General features: G+C 60.4%; 15 protein-coding genes. 6 read left to right on the top strand and 9 right to left on the bottom strand.

Annotated elements, in window-relative coordinates; translation table 11 throughout:
• Positions 1-3 precede the first annotated feature (3 nt).
• Complete coding sequence (locus JFT91_RS06785; RefSeq protein ID WP_201199488.1) at positions 4-465, bottom strand: aminoacyl-tRNA deacylase; 462 nt, start codon at positions 463-465, stop codon at positions 4-6.
• Between the two features lie 153 nt (positions 466-618).
• Between JFT91_RS06785 and JFT91_RS06780 the strand changes: the two genes are divergently transcribed.
• Both JFT91_RS06780 and JFT91_RS06775 read left to right on the top strand, forming a co-directional pair.
• Positions 619-1,170 (top strand): NfeD family protein, encoded by a 552-nt coding sequence (locus JFT91_RS06780; RefSeq protein ID WP_201231895.1) that lies wholly within the window; start codon positions 619-621, stop codon positions 1,168-1,170.
• 2 nt (positions 1,171-1,172) lie between these two features.
• Positions 1,173-1,931: a slipin family protein gene (locus JFT91_RS06775; protein ID WP_003220464.1), complete on the top strand. Its 759-nt coding sequence runs from the start codon at positions 1,173-1,175 to the stop codon at positions 1,929-1,931.
• A gap of 71 nt (positions 1,932-2,002) precedes the next feature.
• Here the strand turns inward: JFT91_RS06775 and JFT91_RS06770 are convergent, their stop codons facing one another.
• The 7 genes from JFT91_RS06770 to JFT91_RS06740 all read right to left on the bottom strand — a co-directional run bounded on the left by JFT91_RS06770 (position 2,003) and on the right by JFT91_RS06740 (position 14,893).
• Positions 2,003-2,947 carry a sulfotransferase family protein gene (locus JFT91_RS06770; protein WP_201199486.1) on the bottom strand — a complete coding sequence of 315 codons (945 nt, stop codon included), beginning with the start codon at positions 2,945-2,947 and terminating at the stop codon, positions 2,003-2,005.
• Positions 2,935-3,720 carry an aspartyl/asparaginyl beta-hydroxylase domain-containing protein gene (locus JFT91_RS06765; protein ID WP_201205081.1) on the bottom strand — a complete coding sequence of 262 codons (786 nt, stop codon included), beginning with the start codon at positions 3,718-3,720 and terminating at the stop codon, positions 2,935-2,937. Before JFT91_RS06765 ends, JFT91_RS06770 begins: the two co-directional genes overlap by 13 nt.
• The gene (gene cysC / locus JFT91_RS06760) at positions 3,717-4,325 is read right to left on the bottom strand and encodes an adenylyl-sulfate kinase (protein ID WP_201199485.1); all 609 of its coding nucleotides are present in this window, start codon (positions 4,323-4,325) and stop codon (positions 3,717-3,719) included. Before cysC ends, JFT91_RS06765 begins: the two co-directional genes overlap by 4 nt.
• Positions 4,309-5,826: a TolC family protein gene (locus JFT91_RS06755; RefSeq protein WP_201229702.1), complete on the bottom strand. Its 1,518-nt coding sequence runs from the start codon at positions 5,824-5,826 to the stop codon at positions 4,309-4,311. The genes cysC and JFT91_RS06755 overlap by 17 nt, the downstream gene beginning before the upstream one ends.
• 44 nt (positions 5,827-5,870) lie before the next feature.
• On the bottom strand, positions 5,871-12,260 hold the full coding sequence (locus tag JFT91_RS06750) for an Ig-like domain-containing protein (protein WP_201231894.1): 6,390 nt from the start codon (positions 12,258-12,260) through the stop codon (positions 5,871-5,873).
• A 56-nt stretch (positions 12,261-12,316) separates the two neighbouring features.
• Positions 12,317-13,162 carry a sulfotransferase gene (locus JFT91_RS06745; RefSeq protein ID WP_201229700.1) on the bottom strand — a complete coding sequence of 282 codons (846 nt, stop codon included), beginning with the start codon at positions 13,160-13,162 and terminating at the stop codon, positions 12,317-12,319.
• Between the two features lie 150 nt (positions 13,163-13,312).
• Positions 13,313-14,893, bottom strand: coding sequence for a glycosyltransferase family 39 protein (locus tag JFT91_RS06740; RefSeq protein WP_201231893.1), 1,581 nt, complete (start codon positions 14,891-14,893; stop codon positions 13,313-13,315).
• A 240-nt stretch (positions 14,894-15,133) separates the two neighbouring features.
• On the opposite strand from JFT91_RS06740, the gene JFT91_RS06735 reads away from it, so the two are divergent.
• From JFT91_RS06735 to JFT91_RS06720, 4 genes are all read left to right on the top strand, one after another.
• The gene (locus tag JFT91_RS06735) at positions 15,134-15,721 is read left to right on the top strand and encodes a phage tail protein (RefSeq protein WP_201199479.1); all 588 of its coding nucleotides are present in this window, start codon (positions 15,134-15,136) and stop codon (positions 15,719-15,721) included.
• Between the two features lie 53 nt (positions 15,722-15,774).
• Positions 15,775-16,086 (top strand): DUF6916 family protein, encoded by a 312-nt coding sequence (locus tag JFT91_RS06730; RefSeq protein WP_201199478.1) that lies wholly within the window; start codon positions 15,775-15,777, stop codon positions 16,084-16,086.
• Between the two features lie 219 nt (positions 16,087-16,305).
• On the top strand, positions 16,306-17,637 hold the full coding sequence (locus JFT91_RS06725; protein WP_201199477.1) for a hypothetical protein: 1,332 nt from the start codon (positions 16,306-16,308) through the stop codon (positions 17,635-17,637).
• A 104-nt stretch (positions 17,638-17,741) separates the two neighbouring features.
• Positions 17,742-18,536 carry a hypothetical protein gene (locus JFT91_RS06720; protein WP_342367167.1) on the top strand — a complete coding sequence of 265 codons (795 nt, stop codon included), beginning with the start codon at positions 17,742-17,744 and terminating at the stop codon, positions 18,534-18,536.
• A gap of 102 nt (positions 18,537-18,638) precedes the next feature.
• On the opposite strand, the gene JFT91_RS06715 is transcribed toward JFT91_RS06720, so the two are convergent.
• Complete coding sequence (locus tag JFT91_RS06715) at positions 18,639-19,133, bottom strand: GNAT family N-acetyltransferase (RefSeq protein WP_201231892.1); 495 nt, start codon at positions 19,131-19,133, stop codon at positions 18,639-18,641.

Raw genomic sequence — 19,133 nt, 5'->3', positions numbered from 1 at the left:
AACCTAATGACTCAACTCCCGCACCTCGGCATGCGGCACCATTTTCAGGAATTCGGGCATGCTCATGTGCAGCAGGTTGTGATGGTTGCCGGCCTCCAGATAGATATCTTGCTGGCGGGTCAGCAGCGGGTCGATGACCATGTCCAGCCCGTAGGAATCTCCCAGCGGCGGCACCGCGCCGCGCTCGCAGTCATCGAAGATGTGCGCCAGGTTGCTTTCGCGGGTGATCTGCCACTCGCCGCTGCTACGCACCTTGCTCAAGTCCAGATGCCGACTGGCCGGCAGCACGGCCATCAGGAAATGCCCGTGGTGATCGTCGAGGATCACCGATTTCGCCACCCGCTCGGCCGGAACTCCGGAAACGCGGGCGGTTTCCAGACTGCTGGACGAGTGCGGATGGGCGAGGATGTCGTACTCGCAATGCGCCCGAGTCAGGCTGCCTTGCACTTTTTTGGCCATACGCATGATCCACCTCGGTATTGCGCTGAACGTTTGTTCCTGTGTTTTTGAGTCTAGTTCGACAGGCCACCGACGAAGGGAAATCCGCTCACCGGACACATCCGCACATTGATCAGGACTCGGTCAGGGCAACGCTCAACTAGACTGAAAGAACCAGTCATGACTCTCGCGGAGGGTCACGTGAACAGCCGATGTTGTGCGTTTGCCTTGTTACTCCTGATCAGCGGATCGGTACTCGCTGCCGACACGCCGTTGCCAGCCATGAGCCCGATAGGGCTGTGGCTGATTACGTTGGGCATCGTTTTCCTGATCGCCGAAGCTGCCCTGCCCAATTACGGCGTGATCGGTCTGGGCGGGATCATCATGTTCGTCATCGGTGCGCTGATTCTGGGCAATGCCGAACTGCCGGTGCCGATGATGATCGGCCTTGGCCTGATCAGCGCCCTGCTGCTCCTTGCACTGATCATTCGAGCCCTGAAAACCCGCCCGCGCCACGCCGTCAGTGGCGATGCCGGCCTGGTCGGCAGTGTCACGGCGGTGACCGCTGTGCAGCCGGAGAACGCCCATAGTGGCTGGGTACAACTGCAAGGCGAGCGCTGGCAAGTGCTCAGCGCCACACCGCTGCAAACCGGGCAATCGGTGCGCGTGGTGGCTCGCAAGGGATTGTTGCTGCAAGTGGCCGCGGCTGACGCGGCGCCGCTCGGAGAGTGATCATGGGTCTGCAAATAGGTTTTGTTGCGCTGCTGTTATTGGTGATTGCCCTGGCCGGGTCGACGTTCCGCATCCTGCGCGAATACGAACGCGGCGTGGTGTTCCAGCTCGGGCGGTTCTGGCAGGTCAAAGGGCCCGGATTGATCCTGCTGATTCCGGTGGTGCAGCAAATGGTTCGGGTCGACCTGCGCACCGTCGTCCTCGACGTACCGCCGCAAGACGTGATCACCCGCGACAACGTCTCGGTCAAGGTCAACGCGGTGCTTTATTTCCGCGTGCTCGATCCGCAGAAGGCGATTATTCAGGTCGAGGATTTTCTTTCCGCCACCAGCCAACTGGCGCAGACGACGTTACGCGCGGTGCTTGGCAAGCATGAACTGGATGAACTGTTGGCAGAGCGTGAACAGTTGAACATCGACATCCAGCAGGTGCTCGACGCACAGACTGACGCCTGGGGCATCAAGGTTGCCAACGTCGAAATCAAGCACGTCGACCTCAACGAATCGATGGTGCGGGCCATCGCCAAACAGGCTGAAGCCGAACGTGAACGACGGGCCAAGGTGATCCACGCCGAGGGCGAATTGCAGGCGTCGGAAAAACTCATGCAGGCGGCTGAAATGCTCGGTCGCCAGCCCGGCGCCATGCAATTGCGTTACATGCAGACCTTGAGTTCGATTGCCGGGGACAAGAGCTCGACAATTGTCTTTCCGCTGCCGATCGAATTACTTAAAGGGATGGCGGATTTGTCCGGAAAATCCTGAAAAGCAAAAGATCGCAGCCTTCGGCAACTCTTTCAGGGACACGTGCAGGAGCTGCCGAAGGCTGCGATCTTTCACGAGTTGCGCAGCAACTCCAGATCCACAAAAGAACGCTGAGCAAAATGACGCACTCGCTCTTTCATCAACGCCGAAGCCTCACGACGCTTGTCTTCACCATCGGCAACGAAGGATTGCGACGGCTGCTTCGCGTGTAAATCCACCGCCGCAAATACCTGCTGACGCTGTACATCATCCAGGCGAAAAAACCGCCCCAAGCGCCCCGCCATTGCATCTGGCAACTCGCTGTAATTCACCGGCAGCCCGCCAGAATCGCGGCAATGCGCCAATCCTGCCTCAAGCAACCGGCCCAAGCGTCGGGCGATGAAATCCTCGCGACCTGCGAACGGCAAACCATCCTCCAGCACGCAATCACCGAGCATGCCCGGCACCATGTGCATGCCAGGGCGACGCAAATGGGAGACGGCGATTTCCAAAGGATCGCGATACACAAACAGCCACGGCGTATCAGCAAAACATTCCTGCAACAGCGGCCATTCGCCGATGTTCCAGGCGTCGAGCTTGATCACCAGTCGCTGCTCGACACCGCGCCGTCGCTGCCCGTAGGCCGAGAGCAATCCACAGATCGCCGCCTGTTTTTGCGGGGCAGGCAAATCGCTGCGCAACAACGCATCCAGCGGTGGCGGTTCCGACACCACGATGTGATCGTCGAGTTGCGCGAGCATCTGACTGATCAGCGTCGAGCCACAGCGCGAGGCGTGCAGAATGAAAGCGCTAGGCGCCAGACCCGGACTCTGCGCGTGCCAATCGCCAAGTGCCGACAGCGGTGTCTGGCGACGAAACGCCTGATTGAACGGCAGTCGCAACGCATCATCGACCGCGTCGCGGAAAAACGGCTGGCGCAACGGCCTGTCACCGAACCAACACCAATCCACCTGCCATTGGCCGGCGACCGGCCAGACACGAATCGGCAACCAGCCGTCGAAATTCAGCCGTGCCATTGTTCAGTCCATTGCCGGCGACCGTCGCGCATCGCCGCGCGAAGTTCTTCGCGCGAGAACGGCAAGCCTTGTGCGGCAGCCAACTTCAGGGTTTGGGTGATGAACTGTTCAGGATCGTGCAGCTCCCGCAAGGCTCGCGACAGCGAAGCATCCTTGGCGACCAGCCGTTGAAAACACTGCAATGTCGATTCGGCCAACTGCGGTTCAGGGGTACTCGCCAAGCCCTCGGCAATCCGCTGTTCCAGCCACGCATCGGGCCGGCAATCGAGGACCAGATGAACCCGCGCCGATGTATCGCGGTTGTCCACGCGATGCGCTCGCGCCAGATCGAGAAACCAGCATTCCCCCGCCCTCATCGGGATCCGCTGGCCATCGAGCCAGAAATCCACCTCGGGCGGGCTGAGCAACGGGATGTGCAGGCGCAGATCGGCGTCCGGGCCATTGAGATCGTAGTCCCGATGTTCGTGAATCCGTCCACCCGGCCCCAGACGTAACAAGCGTGCACTGACGATTTTCAACGGCAGATCGCGCAGCCCTTGTTGCCAGCGATCATCCAGCAACCACGGTGCGCGACACAGCGGCGAGCCGCGTCCGGGGGATAACTCGGTCAGTGCATCGGCTGCCGAAATCAGCGCCACGCCGCTCCAGTCTCCCGAAAAGTAATCGGTATTGAAGTGACTGCGCCAAGCGTCATCGGCAATCGCCGCCAGTGCCCGCAACAACAGCGGCAAATCCACCGTCACCGGCAGACGCGAAAACGCCGGTCGGCTCATGCGTGTGGCAACACCGAACATTCGCCGAGCCAGGTCAGCAGGCGATCAAGGCAGGCTTCGACCGATTGCGCGCCGGTGTCGACCACCAAAGATGCCTGCAACGGTGGCTCGTACGGCGCCGACACCCCGGTAAACCCAGGCAGTTCACCGCGTCGCGCCCGGGCGTAATGCCCCTTCGGGTCGCGCTTCTCGCACACCGCCAATGCTGCGCTGCACCAGACTTCGCGATAGTCCTCACCCAAACGCCGGGCGAACACGTCGCGCAACTCTGGCAGCGGCGCGATCATCGCCAGAATCACGATCTGTCCGTTTTCCACCAGCAACGCCGCCAACTCGCTGGCGCGGCGAATGTTTTCGAGCCGATCCGCATCGGTGAATCCCAGATCGCGATTTAGGCCGACACGCAAACCATCCCCGTCGAGCACCACGCTTTGCACACCTCGTTCAAACAACTCGGCGTGCAGCGCTTGCGCCAGCGTCGATTTGCCCGCCGCCGGTAGCCCCGTCAGCAGAATCGCCGCACCGCGATGGCCGTTACGGGCCTCGCGTTGCGTGCGGCTGACGCTGGCGCTCGGTGCCAGCAGATCATTATTGCGCCGGAGCATGGGCCACCACTGGCACCGAAATATCCCCCGCTGCCCACGCCGATTCGCGGTTGGCCAGTGCCGTGGCAATCGACTGCACTTCAGTTGACTGCACTTGATCCGGCAGAGGATCGAGTCCGGCGCTGGCGAAGATCTGGCCGTAGGCGTTGCGCAGATCGGCGTACGACAGATCGCGGCGCAGATCAGCTTGCAGGTTGTTCAATTCACCCTGAATCAACTCCAGTTCACCAATACCGGCAGCCTGATGACGATTGCGCAATTGGCCGACGATTTGCCCGTCGATGTCCGACAGCTGCTGGTTGGTCTTGAACTGGCGCAGGGCTTCTTGATAGTTGGCGTTGGCCACATAGAGCTGTGCCAGCACCGCAATCGACATCGCCTGCCGCCGTGCGGTGGCGACTTCCTCACCGGCCTTGGCGACGTTGATCGCCGCCGGAGCGGAAATCACGCTGAACAGATTCCAGGTGATTTTGACGCCATAGTCGGCCCAGCCCTGTTCGACCAGGAACGAGTTGCTGTCGTAATGCCCACCGGCAGAAAACTCCAGGCCCGGCAACAGACGCAACATGGCTTTGCGGGTTTCGGCGGCGCTGATGCGCGTCTGGTAATCCTGCTCGCGCAGTTCCGGGCGACTGGTCAGGGCTTCTTGCTCAAGCTTGGCCAGATCGACCTTGAGCTCGGGAATCTGATAACCGTCATCGGTGGCCAGGGTCAGGTTGGTGCCCAACGGCAGGTTGATCAGTGTCGCCAGTTCGGTTTTCGCCAACGACAAGGCGCGGCGCTGCTCTTCGAGTTGGCGCGTGGCTTCGATCAGCGAACGTTGATAACCGAGCGCTTGCACCGGATCGCCAATGCGTTGATCACTCAGGGTCTGGCTGTTGTCACGGGCGGTCTGCACCCGCGCCATCAGGCTGTCGATCTGCTTGAGCAGACGCTCGGCCGCCATCGCCCGCCAATAAGCCGAGCGCACGTCCTGGACGATGGTGTTGATCACCTTGCGCCGACGTTCCTGCACGATCAGGCGCTGGTCGCCCTGCTGCTTGGCGCTGATGTAGCTGACGCCGAAGTCGAGGACGTTCCAGACCATGGTCAGGTCGGCGACGTCGCGGTCACGATCCTGCGAGGTCGACGGTTCCAGAGACTGGGTGCCAGTGCGCACGCTCTGGCTGCTGGAAGCGTTGACGTTGTTGCGTCCGACGTAACCGGCGTCCAGCGCCATGCGCGGCAACATGTCGAAACTGGCGAGGTCGAGCTGCCGCTTGGCCAGCGCTTCCTCCATGATTTTCAGGCGGCCTTCGAGGTTGTATTTCACCGCACGGGCCATGGCCTGGTGCAGGGTCAACGGGCCGCGCAGCGGTTCCTGATCCTTGTACATGCTTTGCAGATCGGTTTTCGCTCGTTGCTCGCTGACACTGCGTTCAATCGGCTCACTGGTCACTGCACACCCACTGATCGCCAGCGCCAGCAGGCTGGCGCCGAACAACTTCTGACTTTTCTTCATCCCTGGATCGCCCCTAGGTCCCGCACAGTGTTGAGTAATTGTTTTCAGGCCGATATTTCGCTGATACCGACCTGTTGCAGAGCTGCCGCCAGGCTATCGACCCGGTGCTGCTCGGTGTCTTTGAGTTCTTGCAGTTGCTGCCCCAGCGTCGGTGCGCCAAACACGCCGCGCAGGCCCTGGGAAACATCGCCGGCCTTCAGCGACTGTCTGCCGAAGGCGTTCAAGGAATCACGCTCGGTGGCGCTGTTCTGGTTGAACAGGCTCGCCAGCGTGCTGCTGGCGAATACGCCGCCATCACCACCGCCAAAGCCGAGGAAACCGTGGCCGGAACCATCGCCGCCGCTGTCACTGCTACTGAACACTTGTGCGATGTAGCTGCGGCTGAGGGCCCCGTGATTGATGAAAATATCGCCAATCGGACGAATGCCGTTGCCGATCACTCGTTGCTCGAACAACGGCGCGAAAGTCAGCGGTGAGCCGAGATCACCGGTTGGCGCAGTAAAGATGATCGGTTGCAACGGCACGTTCTGCGGCGGTGGCGGCACCACCGGGTCGCTGCTGCGAATCAGTGGATCCGGGATCACGACGCTGGTCGGCGTGGTCGGCACGATGGGTGGAATGACCACCGGCACGGTGTTGATCGCGTAGTTGTTGGAGCTGCTGACACCGCTGCCGCTGTTCCCGGACGCATCGCTGACCCCGCCACTGTTGACGCTGATCGCGTTGCTGGCGCTGTTGACGTTGGCGTTCGGCGTCAGGGTTGCGGTCCAGGTCTTGCCGCCATCGCTGCTGCTCAGGTTGGACAAGGTGCCATTCGCCACCGCGATGTCTGACAGATCGAAACCGCTGACCGCCTCGTTGAAGGTGATGGTCACCTGCGAGGTCTGGCCGATGCCGATGTTCGGGTTGGCAATCACAACCGTGGCGCTCGGCGGCTCGCTGTCGAGGGCGTAATTGTTCGACACCGCGACGGTACTGCCGACGTTGCCGGCCAAATCGGTGACGTTGCTGGTGTCCAGCGCAATGAAGTTGCTCGGGTCGGTGACATTGGCCGTCGGCGTGAAGGTCGCGGTCCAGGTCTTGCCGCCATCGCTGCTGCTCAGGTTGCTCAAATCGCCATTGGTCACGCTCAGGTCGGACAGATCGAAATTGCTCACGGCCTCGCTGAAGGTGAAGGTCACCGTGGTGGTCTGGCCGATACCCAGGTGTGGATTGGCGACGACAATGTCCACCGTCGGCCGGGTCGCGTCGAGCACGTAGTTGTTGGAAATCGCGATGCTCGCGCCGAGGTTGCCGGCCAGATCCTGAACCCCGGCCGTGTCGACAATGATCAGGTTGGTCGCGTCGTTGACGTTGGCGGTCGGCGTCAGTGTGGCCGTCCAGGTGATGCCGCCATCGCTGCTGGTGAGGTTTGAAAGCGAGCCGTTGGCGACGCTGATGTCCGACAGATCAAAACCGCTCACGGCTTCGCTGAAGGTAATGGTCACCGTGGTGGTTTCACCGATGCCCAGGCGATTGTCGGCGACCACAATGGTCGCGGTCGGCAACGCGGTGTCGATGGCGAAATTGTTCGAATCGGTGGTGCCGACACCACTGTTGCCGGAAGCATTGGTCACGCCGCTGTTGTCGAGGCTGATCAGGTTGCTGGTGTCGGTGATGTTCGCGGTCGGTGTGAACGTTGCGGTCCAGGTAATGCCGCCGTCACTGGAGGACACGTTGCTCAACGTGCCGTTGGCGATAGTCAGGTCAGCATTGGTGAAACCGCTGACGGCCTCGCTGAAGGTGATCGTCACCGTCGAGGTTTCCCCGGCCTTGAGCGCGGTATCCGCCACGACGATGGTCGCGGTCGGCACTTCAGTCTGCACCGCGTAGTTCGCCGAATTGGTGGTTCCGGTGCCGGTATTGCCGGCCAGATCGCTGATGCCGCTGTTGTTCAGGACAATCAGGTTGGTGGCGTCGCTGACGCCAATGGTAGGGGTGAATGTCGCCGTCCAGGTGATGCCGCCGTCGCTCGATGTCACGTTGCTCAGGGTGCCGCTGGCGACGCTCAGATCGGAGTTGTCGAAACCGCTGACCGCTTCGCTGAAGGTGATCGTGACGAGCGCGGTTTCGCCGGGACGTAGATCGGTATCACTCATGACAATCGTGGCGGTCGGGCGCTGGCTGTCGACCGCGTAGTTGTTGGAATCGGTGGTGCCGCTGCCGGCATTGCCAGCCACGTCAGCGATGCCGGTATTGTCCAGAGTAATCAGGTTGCTGGTGTCGGTGATGCCGGCCGCCGGGGTGAACGTCGCGGTGTAAGTGATGTTGTCCGAGGTGGTCAGCCCGGAGACCGTGCCATTGGCCACGGTCAGGTCGGCCGAGGTCAGACCGAACACGGCTTCACTGAAGGTGAAAGTCACCGTCGTGGTCTGGCCAACACCCAGCGCCGTGTCGGCAATCACAATGGTCACGGTCGGACGCTGGGTGTCGATGGCGTAGTTGTTCGAATTGGTGGTGCCGCTGCCCGCATTGCCGGATGCGTTCTGCACTCCGCTGTTGTCGAGGGTGATGAGGTTGCTCGCGTCGGTAATGTTGTTCGTCGGGGTAAAAGTCGCCGTCCAGGTAATACCGCCGTCGCTGCTGCTGACAGCGGTCAATGTGCCGTTGGCGATGGTCAGGTCGGCATTGGTGAAACCGGTGACTGCCTCGCTGAACGTAATGGTTACCGTGGTGGATTCGCCGATGTTCAGAGCGTTGTCGGCAACGACGATGGTGGCCGTTGGCGCCACGGTGTTAATGGTGAAGTTACCGGAGTTGGTCGTGCCCGTGCCGGCGTTGCCTGCCAGGTCGGCGATCCCGGTATTGGCCAGGGTAATGATGTTGGTTGCGTCATTGATCCCGACTGTCGGCGTGTAAGTCGCCGTCCAGGTGATGCCGCCATCACTGCTGCTAACGGCGGTCAATGTGCCGTTGGGAATCGTCAGGTCAGCGTTGTTGAAGCCGCTCACCGCTTCGCTGAAGGTAATGGTCACCAGCGAGGTTTCGCCAGCGCTCAAGGTTGGGTCGGCCACCACGATGGTCGCGGTCGGACGTTGGGTGTCGATGCTGTAGTTGTTCGAATTGGTGGTACCGGTACCGGCATTCCCGGCCAGGTCGGCGACGCCAGTATTGTCCAGCGTCACCAGATTGGTGGCGTCGGTGATGTTCGCGCTCGGTGTGAACGTTGCCGTCCAGGTGACGCCGCCATCCGCGCTGCTGACCGCCGTCAGGGTGCCGTTGGCGATGGTCAGGTCGGCGTTGGTGAAACCGCTCACCGCTTCGGAGAAGGTGATGGTCACCAGTGAGGTATCGCCGATTTTCAACGTGTTTTGCGCGAACACCACGGTGGCGGTCGGCCGCACGGTGTCGACCGCGTAATTGTTCGAGTCGGTGGTGCCGGTGCCGGCGTTACCGCTCAGATCGCTGATGCCGGTGTTGTTCAGGGTGATCAGGTTGGTCGCGTCGGTGATGCTCGCGGTCGGCGTGAACGTCGCCGTCCAGGTAATGCCGCCGTCGCTGCTGCTGACCGCCGTCAACGTGCCGTTGGCAATCGTCAGGTCGGCGTTGGTGAACCCGGTCACCGCTTCGCTGAAGGTGATGGTGACCAGCGAGGTTTCACCGATTTTCAGCGCGTTGTCGGCGACCACGATGGTCGCCGTCGGCCGTGCGGTGTCGATCGCATAGTTGTTGGAGTTGGTGCTGCCAGTGCCGGCGTTGCCGGCCAGGTCATTGACCCCGGTATTGTCCAGAGTGATCAGGTTGGTGGTGTCGGTGACGCTCGTGGTTGGCGTCAGCGTGGCGGTCCAGGTGATGCCGCCGTCGCTGCTGCTCAGTCCGCTCAAGGTGCCGTTGGCCACCGTCAGGTCGGCGGTGGTGAAGCCGCTCACCGCTTCGCTGAAGGTGATGGTCACCACAGAAGTTTCGCCTGCCGCCAGATTGGTGTCGGCAACGACAATGGTCGCCGTCGGCCGCACGGTGTCGACCACATAATTGGCCGAATCGGTGGTGCCGCTGCCAGCGTTGCCGGCCAGATCCGCCACCCCGGTGTTGTCCAGGGTAATCAGGTTGGTGGCATCGGTAATGCTCGCGTTCGGGGTGAACGTCGCGGTCCAGGTGATGCCGCCATCAGCACTGGACACATTGGTCAGCGTACCGTTGGCAATCGTCAGGTCGGCGTTGGTGAAACCGCTCACTGCCTCGCTGAACGTGATGGTCACCAGCGAGGTGTCGCCGATTTTCAGGGCGGTGTCTGCCATCACGATGGTTGCGGTCGGTCGCTGGGTATCGATCGCGTAATTGTTGGAGTTGGTAGTGCCGACGCCTGCCACGCTGTCGGACACCGCCGTCACCCCGGTGTTGTCGAGGGTGATGAGGTTGGTGGTGTCGGTAATGTTGTTGGTCGGCGTAAAGGTTGCCGTCCAGGTGATACCGCCGTCGGCGCTGGACACATTGGTCAGCGTGCCGTTGGCAATGGTCAGGTCGGCGTTGGTAAACCCGTTTACGGCGCGGCTGAAGGTGATGGTCACCAGCGAGGTTTCGCCGATTTTCAGCGCGGTGTCGGCGACCACGATGGTGGCGGTCGGCGGCTCCACGTAAGCGGTGTTGAGCGTACCGCCGCTGGTGTAGATCGCCGCGTAGGCCAACGGAACAGTACCCGACACACCGCCACCGAGTTCCGTGCCGCCAGCGCCGCTGCCGGCAGCGTTGCCGCTGAGGGCGTTGAAGTTGGCGGCGGTGATCAATACCGTTCCGCCCTGATTCCAGATCGCGCCGACGCCGCGCCCGCCATCGCCGCCATTGAGATTGTTGCTGCCCAGGCCGCTGCCACCGCCACCACCGCCGCCCGCACCGATGTTGTTGCTGATGACAGAGGTGCCGACGATTTTCAGGGTGCCGGTGGAGGCGTTGTAAATACCGCCGGCGGCATTGCCGCCGACGCCGCCGACCTTGTCCCAGCCGGAGCCGCCACCGCCGCCGCCAATGGAAATAGTGCCGTTGCTGGCCGTGCCGCCATTGCCACCGTTGCTGTAATCAGCCACGCCGACACCGCCGACACCACCGGTTGTGCTACCACCGCGACCGCCCATGTGCGTCGCGTCGTAACCGCCACCGTAACCGCCGACACCGCCGCTGCCGGCCTGGCCGCCCAGCGTGCCAGTGCCCGGCCCGGCAATGCCGCCATGGCCGCCACCCTGACCGCCGAGGCCGCCACCACCGCCACCGCCGCCGCCATAGTTGGCGCCCGTGACACCACCGCCACCGCCGCCACCCGCCGCGGCGTTACTGGTGACCGAGACGTTGTTCAGCGTGAGAATGCCGGCGTTGAAAATACCGCCGCCCATGGCGCCGGTCGCCCCGTAGCCGCCATTGCCGCCGTTGCCGGAAACAAGGCCGCGAGTGATCACCAGACCGTCCAGCGTCACCGTGCTGCCGGAGGTGACTTCCACCACCCGGGTTTTATACTGACCATCGAGAGTGACGTCGGCGACACCGTCGTTGTTCAGGTCGCCATCGACGGTGATGTTCTTGTTGATCAGCAATTCGGAAGTCAGCTGCACGGTCATGCCGGAACTGAAGGTGACGATATCGCCGTTCTGCGCCGAAGCCAGGGCTGCGCGCAGCGAGCCGACCCCGGTGTTCGCATTGTTGGTAGCGGTCCACGTGGCCAGGCCCCACTGATATTCACTCATGGCCTTGGTCGACAGCACGTTGGCACTTTCGATGTTGCCGGTGGCGATCTCCAGATCCCAGTCGCCACCGACGCCGGTACGGTTGTTCGAAGCCGCCACATCGCGACCGGTCAGCTGCGCCAGCGAATCAACGAAACTCAAGCCGCGATCGCCTTCAGCGGTGTAGCAGCCGTAGATCAGGATGTCGCCGCCGACATTCATGTCCTTGCCGATCTCGCCGAGGATCGCGCTGCGTTGCGCGACGTTGTCGGCAGACAGATAGCTGTTGCCCAGCCACAGATCACCGGCATTGCCGTGAGCAATGATCTGCACCGAACTGACGCCCTGATGCTGACTGAGGTAATCGGCGATCTGCTGCAAACCGTCCTTGCTCGCATCGAGCTTGACCACTTGAGTGCCGGGCGCGACGCCTTTGAGCAGGCTGTCGGCATCCTTCACCCGGGAATCGACGAACACCACGCTTTGGCCCGGCACGGCGACGGGGCTGGCAGCCGGGGCGGCGTCGGCTTGACCGTGGGTGTCCTTGCTCGCCGCCGGATGATCGGTTGCCGGTGCCTTGGCGGCATCGGCGGTCGGGTGACTATCCGCTTGGGCGGCCGTATCGGCCACGGTTGCGGCGACCGCGCCATCGAACAGCATGCGTGGTTCCAGCGACATGATCATTGGCGCAGCCAGCGTCCGTTGGCCCCCGGATACCCGCGACTTTTGCTTGCTCCACCACATGCTGCTCACCCGAAATCGAACGACTGTACGTAACGCATCAATGAAAAACGCCGCGATCAACTGAGCGCGGCGTCGGACTTCATACGAATGACATTGGCGGCGCTGGCTGAGCCATCGAGCCAAAAGGACAAATCCGCGTATTGCTTGAACAAGTCAGGCGGCAGGATAGTGCGGCGCGACTGCAGGGCGACCTTGGGTTTGACCTTGTGCAGGCCAGCCACGCCAAGGGCCTGATCGAATTCCGGGGCGTCATAAGCCAGGTGTTCGAAGTCGTGTTCGAACCACGGCTCGCCGATGAACTCGTAGACCAGCCGCAGCACCCGCTCCGGGGCCTGGGTCAGCAAGTCATAGTCGATGATCAACAGCGAGTCGGCATGTTCGCCGTAATAGGCTTCCTTGAGCGCCGCCCAGGCAAAACCGACCAGCCGATTGCGCTGGGCCAGGGTTTCGCAGCGGCTATAGACCGTGTTGCGTTCAACGGCATCGCCGAACAGCTTGGTGTTTTCATAGGGATTGGCGCGATACAGCCGCTCGAGACTGTCCATTACCCAAGCGACGTTGCGCACACAGGCAATGACCCTGGCCTTGGGAAACAGGTCGTTGATCGCCGGCAGTCGGGCGCTCCACTGCCGGTTGGTGTCGAACACCACCGGTTTGTCGACCTTGTCGGCGTAGAAAGAATCGAACAGACCGCGCAACAGACGACGGCGCATCTGGGTGTCGATGACGGCGCCGAATTCGCTGCCGGCACTGCATTGCTCGAGGACACTGGAGAACAGCGAACCGACCGGGCTGGTCATGCCGGCGTGAAAGCGCGGGTTCTGCAAAAGGATCGCAGAAAGCAGGGTCGAGCCTGAGCGCGGCAAGCCGGAGATAAAGTGGAACTGTTGCAATCCCTTCACCGTAATCGGAAGTCCTTTTGTCCGACAAAGCGTAGTTCAACGGCAACCCTGCGACTAGTAGTGTTTTGACATCAAGTCAGAGCAAAAAGAACTAAAAAGTTAATTTTTAATCGCGAATTTTTAGGTGAAACGTTTTTGTCCATTCAGGACTCATTCAGCCGCCGCTTTCGACACGAACAATCGCGCTTGAACCCCGCCCGCGTGCACCTCGCCGCTGGACTGCCAAGTCTTGGGCAGCGACGGAAATTCTCCAGAATCACCGAAGGTTCCGATCAGCCAGACCCGAGGACTGCCGGCCAGTTCGGCAAGGCTGTCGAGATAGACGTCGGCGGTCACCAGCGTGCCAAATCCATAATCGTTCGGCCGCGTCGAGTGACCATCGGCGGCGGGTGGCGTGAAGAGGCGCACGTGCGCGCCGGTGCGGTCGTAATAAACGTAACTGAGGTACCAGAGCATGTCGCTGGTGATGATTTGATCACCAGCCTGAAAATGCAGATTGACGTAATTCACCACCCGATCGAGCTGATCATTGCTGTCGACCGTGGCGTTGTTGCTGACTCCCACCCACTCGACCCCGACCAGCGACATCAGCACCGCCAACGCCAACACCCGCACGCGGCTGTACAAACGGTCGATGGCCAGCGCCGCCAGCAACGGCAGGCCCAGCGCATAGGCGGTCAGATAACGCTCGATGAACACTGGCGTGATGAACGACACCGCAAACACCAGCACCAGCGGCAGGCCGGTGTACAGGGCCAACAAAACGCTGCCACGTGACACGCTACGATCGCGGATCACCGCCACCGCCGCCAAGGCCAGCAGCGCCAACGGTAATGCGGCGAAAACCGCCACGGGCAAATTCTCGCCATCGTCCTGAATCAGCCAGGACCAGATCATTGACGGCAGCGAACTCAACGTCACCGGCGGTTCCCAGCCCACGTCGCCGCCAACCTTGAGCTGCTCCATGTGCTGCGTCAGATCGAGCAGGTTGGGTAACCATGGCAGGTACAACACGACAATCGCCAGATTCGCCAGCCACCAGGCCGGACGCTGGATGTGGCGGAATCGATAACCGCGCTGCACGCGGATCACGCCCAGATAAATCCAGTGACACAGCGCCGCCAGCACGGCGAAGTAATGGGTGTAAAACGCGGCGCCCATCAACAGCGCATAAAACACCAGGTAACGATGCCGTTGCGGACGCCGGATCCAGTAGACCAGCGCCAGTGTCGCGGCGATCAGCAACAAGCCCAGCAGCGAGTACATGCGCACTTCCTGGCTGTAGCGCACCGCCGTCGGCAACAGCGCCAGCAGTAAACCGGCGAGCATCGCCGCGCGGCGAGTGGCCAGTCGATCCACCAGCCAGATGCCCAGCCCGACGGCCGCAATGCCTGCCAGTGCGCTGAGGCTGCGGATCGCGAGAATGCCGTCGCCGAACAGCTCTATCCAGCCGTGCAGCAACATGAAGTACAGCGGCGGATGCACATCGAACGCCGCGTGGTGCCAGATCTCGCCCAGCGAATATTGCGCCAGCAACAGGCTCGAACCCTCATCGCCCCACACCGCGGCGGCCGTCAGATCGTAAAAGCGTACGGCCGCCGCCAGTAGCAGGATCGGCAACAGCCAGTGTTCTCTGACCCAACGAATCACGCGCAAGCTGCCAAACCACGACCCTGGCGTCGCGTGTGGATCCTGGGTGTCGCCCACCGGCGTTACTCTGTTTACCGCCATTGCTGCCTCTCGCCGCGCCACGACACTACGACCGTATGAATCCGTAAACCTGCCAGTCACTTTAGGTCAGTCGCACAAGAATCGTCGATGCCGGTTTGCGCTTTCACGACATCCGGCAACCTTGCCAATCCGCGTCTACGCTCTGGCGTGGCGTGACCTGGCCACGGAGTGCCAAGGCAACAGCAGCAGCCTGAACCCACTAGCGGCCCGCCGACAACCAATCAGAAGGATGAGGACTTTATGGACGTTTACATGGGCACTGTTCTGACGTTTGCCTTCAACTATGCGCCCAGCGGCTGGGCCTTGTGCAACGGTCAGATCATCGGAATCAACCAGAACCAGGCGCTGTTTGCATTGCTGGGGACGGTGTATGGAGGCAACGGCCAGCAAACGTTCGGGTTGCCCAACCTGCAAAGCCGCCTGCCGATCTGCCAAGGCAACGGCCCCGGCCTGACACCGAGGGTGATGGGGGAAATTTCTGGCGCCGAGCAAGTCACCGCCACCCTCAACAACTTGCCGACCCACACCCACACCCTGGCCGGGCTCACGGCCACCACCACCGTGCAACTGGCCAACCCGGCCAGTAACCCGGCGGGCGCGCCGACTGCGACCAACGCCTACATCGGCGCTTCGGGTACCGGGCCGGGCCTGGCGAATATTTTTTCCGACGCTCAGGGCGCATCTCCGGTACCGCTCAAAGGCGCAGCCACCACCATCAGCGGGACCATCACGCCGACCGGCAATGGCCTGCCCCTGCCGATCATGAACCCGTATCTGGTGCTCAACTTCAGCATCGCCCTGCAGGGCATATTTCCTTCGCGCAACTGACCGATCGCCGGGGGATCTTCTCCCCCGGCCTCCCAACTGGCTGGAGCGAGACCATGCTGCAAACGGTTCAAAGCCAACATTTCCAGGCATTGCTCGGACGGATCGGCACCCTGCACCTGCCCGACGGCACTGCGTTGCAATTTCACATCGACCACCTTGAAGAAAAGCCCATGGCGAAAATGCGCTACAGCGAGCGCATGCCGTTCAGCGTCGAATTGAGCAGTCTGGAACCGACTGAGTTTGTCGACGGCTTGTGTGCTCTGGAGTTACCGGAACTGGGACGGGTCGAGGGTATCTTCGTCTCACGGGTGCCACCGATGGGCCGGGACCCGGCGATGGCTTACTTCCACGTCACCTTCAACTGACTCAATACAAAACACCTTTGGGAGCGGGCTCGCTCCCACTGGTGTTTTGTATTTCAGATCCGGGCATCGAGGTTATCTAGGGCTCGGTTGACGCTCATTACCCCGAGCATCAACACCACAGACAAATCGGAATAGCCCTACACACAAAACAGAATCACCCGGCATTCAAGCTTGAGTTCGCTCGCCAAAGTTCCCCGTTTTGCAGAACGGGACACGGACGTGACCAGACTCATCCCTCAACGCGAACTCCACGGCCAACAGGTACTCGACATCCACCAAGCCATGGACACCTTTCGACAGGCACTCAATCGCCCGGATGAACTGCCGGGTTTCGATGCCTTGCTCGATGCAATGGGCCTCAATCAATCCAACTACCTGCAAGGCGCCAACCAGCGAAAACTCGTCGAAGCCATCAGCAACGGCGAGTGGGTCTTAGTGAAACCACGCGTTGTTACCGATAACGGCGGCGCCTCTTGGAACGCCTTCAAACCCAAACCCGAGCCACCTCCCGCCCAGCATCTGGTGGAAGAACACGCCTACGCCCTGCCCCAACCGGCAGAGTCGGGTTTTCACATTGTCCAAAAACCCATAACCCTCGAAGTGCTGGAGCGTGCGCTGTACGAAACGACACCCAGCGATGCCCTGCGCCGCGAATTCCGTTCGCTCAATCGTCACCTCGGCGAACAGGTCAAACCGGGGCAAATGGTCATCTTCAGCGACTCGCGCAACTACATGTGTCGACGCGAAGAGGCGCATATGATGGCGGCGGCGGAGAAAGTGAATGAAGCGCTTAAGGATCTGACGGATGAAGAGGCTTCGTTCATGGTTGAGCACCATGATGTGATTGAGCCATTTCTAGGGGTTTCTTCCGGCGGGCTGGGTGTCGCGTCGATCATGGTGGGGCAGCACATTGAAACGCTTGAGAACACGCTTAAAGAATTGAAGCGCCTGCACGAAGAGCAATATCGCCAATATGGCAATCTCAACTCACCGGAGTTTTTTGCCCAACGCAAAAGATTGATGACGAAGCTTGATGTCAGTTTGAGCCCGTTGGTTCGAAAGACAACGGGTATTCCGGATCACCCGAAACTTAAGCGGGCGCTAGGTTTATCTTCACGAAGAATCGTACATAACTGGAACAAGGCAGGTGCACCGACTCAATTGCCTGGCTACGCGACAAATATCCAGGGTGTGGCGCGAGCCGCAAAATACATGAAGGCCGGTGGATACGTGGCCATTGGCCTTGGCGCCAGTTCTGCGGCGATGAAGATTTACGAAACGTGTCGCACCGGACGTGAGGAGGAGTGCCGTCAGGCTAGATTTATAGAGGGATCGAAGCTGTCTGGAAACGTTCTAGGCGGAGTGATAGCGGGCAGACTGGCGCCGACTATAGCTCCAATGACATGTGCCGCAATTGGTGTAGGAACTGCCGGGGCGGGTGGAGTCGTATGCATGTTGGTTGTGAGTGGTGTACTAGCCGCGCAAATGGCAGATGGCGGTACCCAAGCCGGGGATGTAATCGGTGAGAAACTTTACGAGATGAGTAAATAATCCCCTTGAAAAATTGATGAATTACCGTGCGCTAAAATTCTTATATCAAGTTATGCCCATCCGTTTATGAATTCAGGACGCTGGATAAACGTTAAGGACTACACGTGATCCCCTCTCATCTTCATCTCATTTTTACCTGCTCATGGGCAGTAGTTCTGTTGCTCTTTATCCTGAGCGAAGCGTTGGTGTTGTTCGCAGCCTATTTTCGACTTAATCAGATGGAAGACCACTTCGTTACCTCTGATCTTGTAAGCATTAATAGGAAAAAAATGGGAAACGGACCATTGGGAAGAATGAGAAGAGTCAGGCAAATAAGAGCGCTGACAGGCCGCTTCGATCATTTTCAAATGCTGGACCCGCAAGCGATCATGGAAGCTGAGACTTTTCCTGATCGTCTGAAAAAATGGGTGAACATCTCAGGCTGTCTCTTCCGACTCGGCGTGGCTGGTGCGGCTCTATTTGTGTTTTGGCTGAGTTTCGAGTGGTTATGCACTGCCCTCTCAAAACCCGCCAGCGACCTGAAACTTGTCTTTATCGCAACGTTGATCGCCTGTCTGGTGCTGGCTTTTATGGCAGTGCTTGCAAAGGTATACATCAGCTTTGTCAAATTGGCAGAGATCGAATCCCTGCTCAGGAAGTCGTACTTTATCGCCCGAAATCGTCGAGTGATGGGAGACGGCGCCTATGGTCGATACTGTCGCTTGTCCCACGTTTCAACCATGCTTTTGCTGGATGATGATTTTTTGTCTTTCACTGATTCTCAGGCAATTAACGAGATTGTTCGCTTCCCCTCAAATCTACGTTGCCTGGTCATAATTCCGACGAGGATTCTTGCCTATTCTTTCCTGGGCTATTGCTCAATCCATATCGGTGGAAATGCGTTAGGTGTATTTGTCTGAAGCTGTACCCAGGTCGGAGCTGCCGAAGACTGCGATCTTTTGATCTTGTTGTTAAAAAAACAGAATCAAAAGATCGCAGCCTTCGGCAGCTCCTACAGGGGGTTATTGGGGGTACCAGACGAGGCGTTCGGCGGCGGGGTTGCGCTCTTCGACGGCGAAACCCAGCGCCAGGTAATGTCGGCGCGCGTGGGGATTATTGGTCCAGACCACCGTCGCCACCGGGCAGCGGATCTGTTGCGCGGCCTTTTGTACGCCTTGCAGCACCGCTCGGCCGAAGCCCTGGCCGCGCGCCTGCGGGATGAACGCCAGGTACAACACGCGAATTTCATTGGCGCCGAAATCGGTGCTCAGCGCGCCGATGGCGGTGCCGAGTTTTTCCACCACGTAGTGCATGGCGTTGGGGTAGTTGTCGCCCATGCCCTGCTCTTGCACCTGAAACTGCTGGGCGACGACTTGCTGCACGTGTTCCGGCTCGCCGTCGATCCATTGCAGATCCGGCCGCGCCGCTTGATAAAGACTTTGCAAAAACGGCCCGTCGGTTGCCCGCGAAGGCCGTACTACCAATCCCTCTGCCGCCACTGCTGCGTTGTCCGTCAT

This window comes from Pseudomonas sp. TH08 (assembly GCF_016651275.1).
GTDB lineage: Bacteria > Pseudomonadota > Gammaproteobacteria > Pseudomonadales > Pseudomonadaceae > Aquipseudomonas.
Note: the sequence above shows the minus strand (reverse complement) of the source record. Positions and strands in the feature narration are given on the sequence as shown.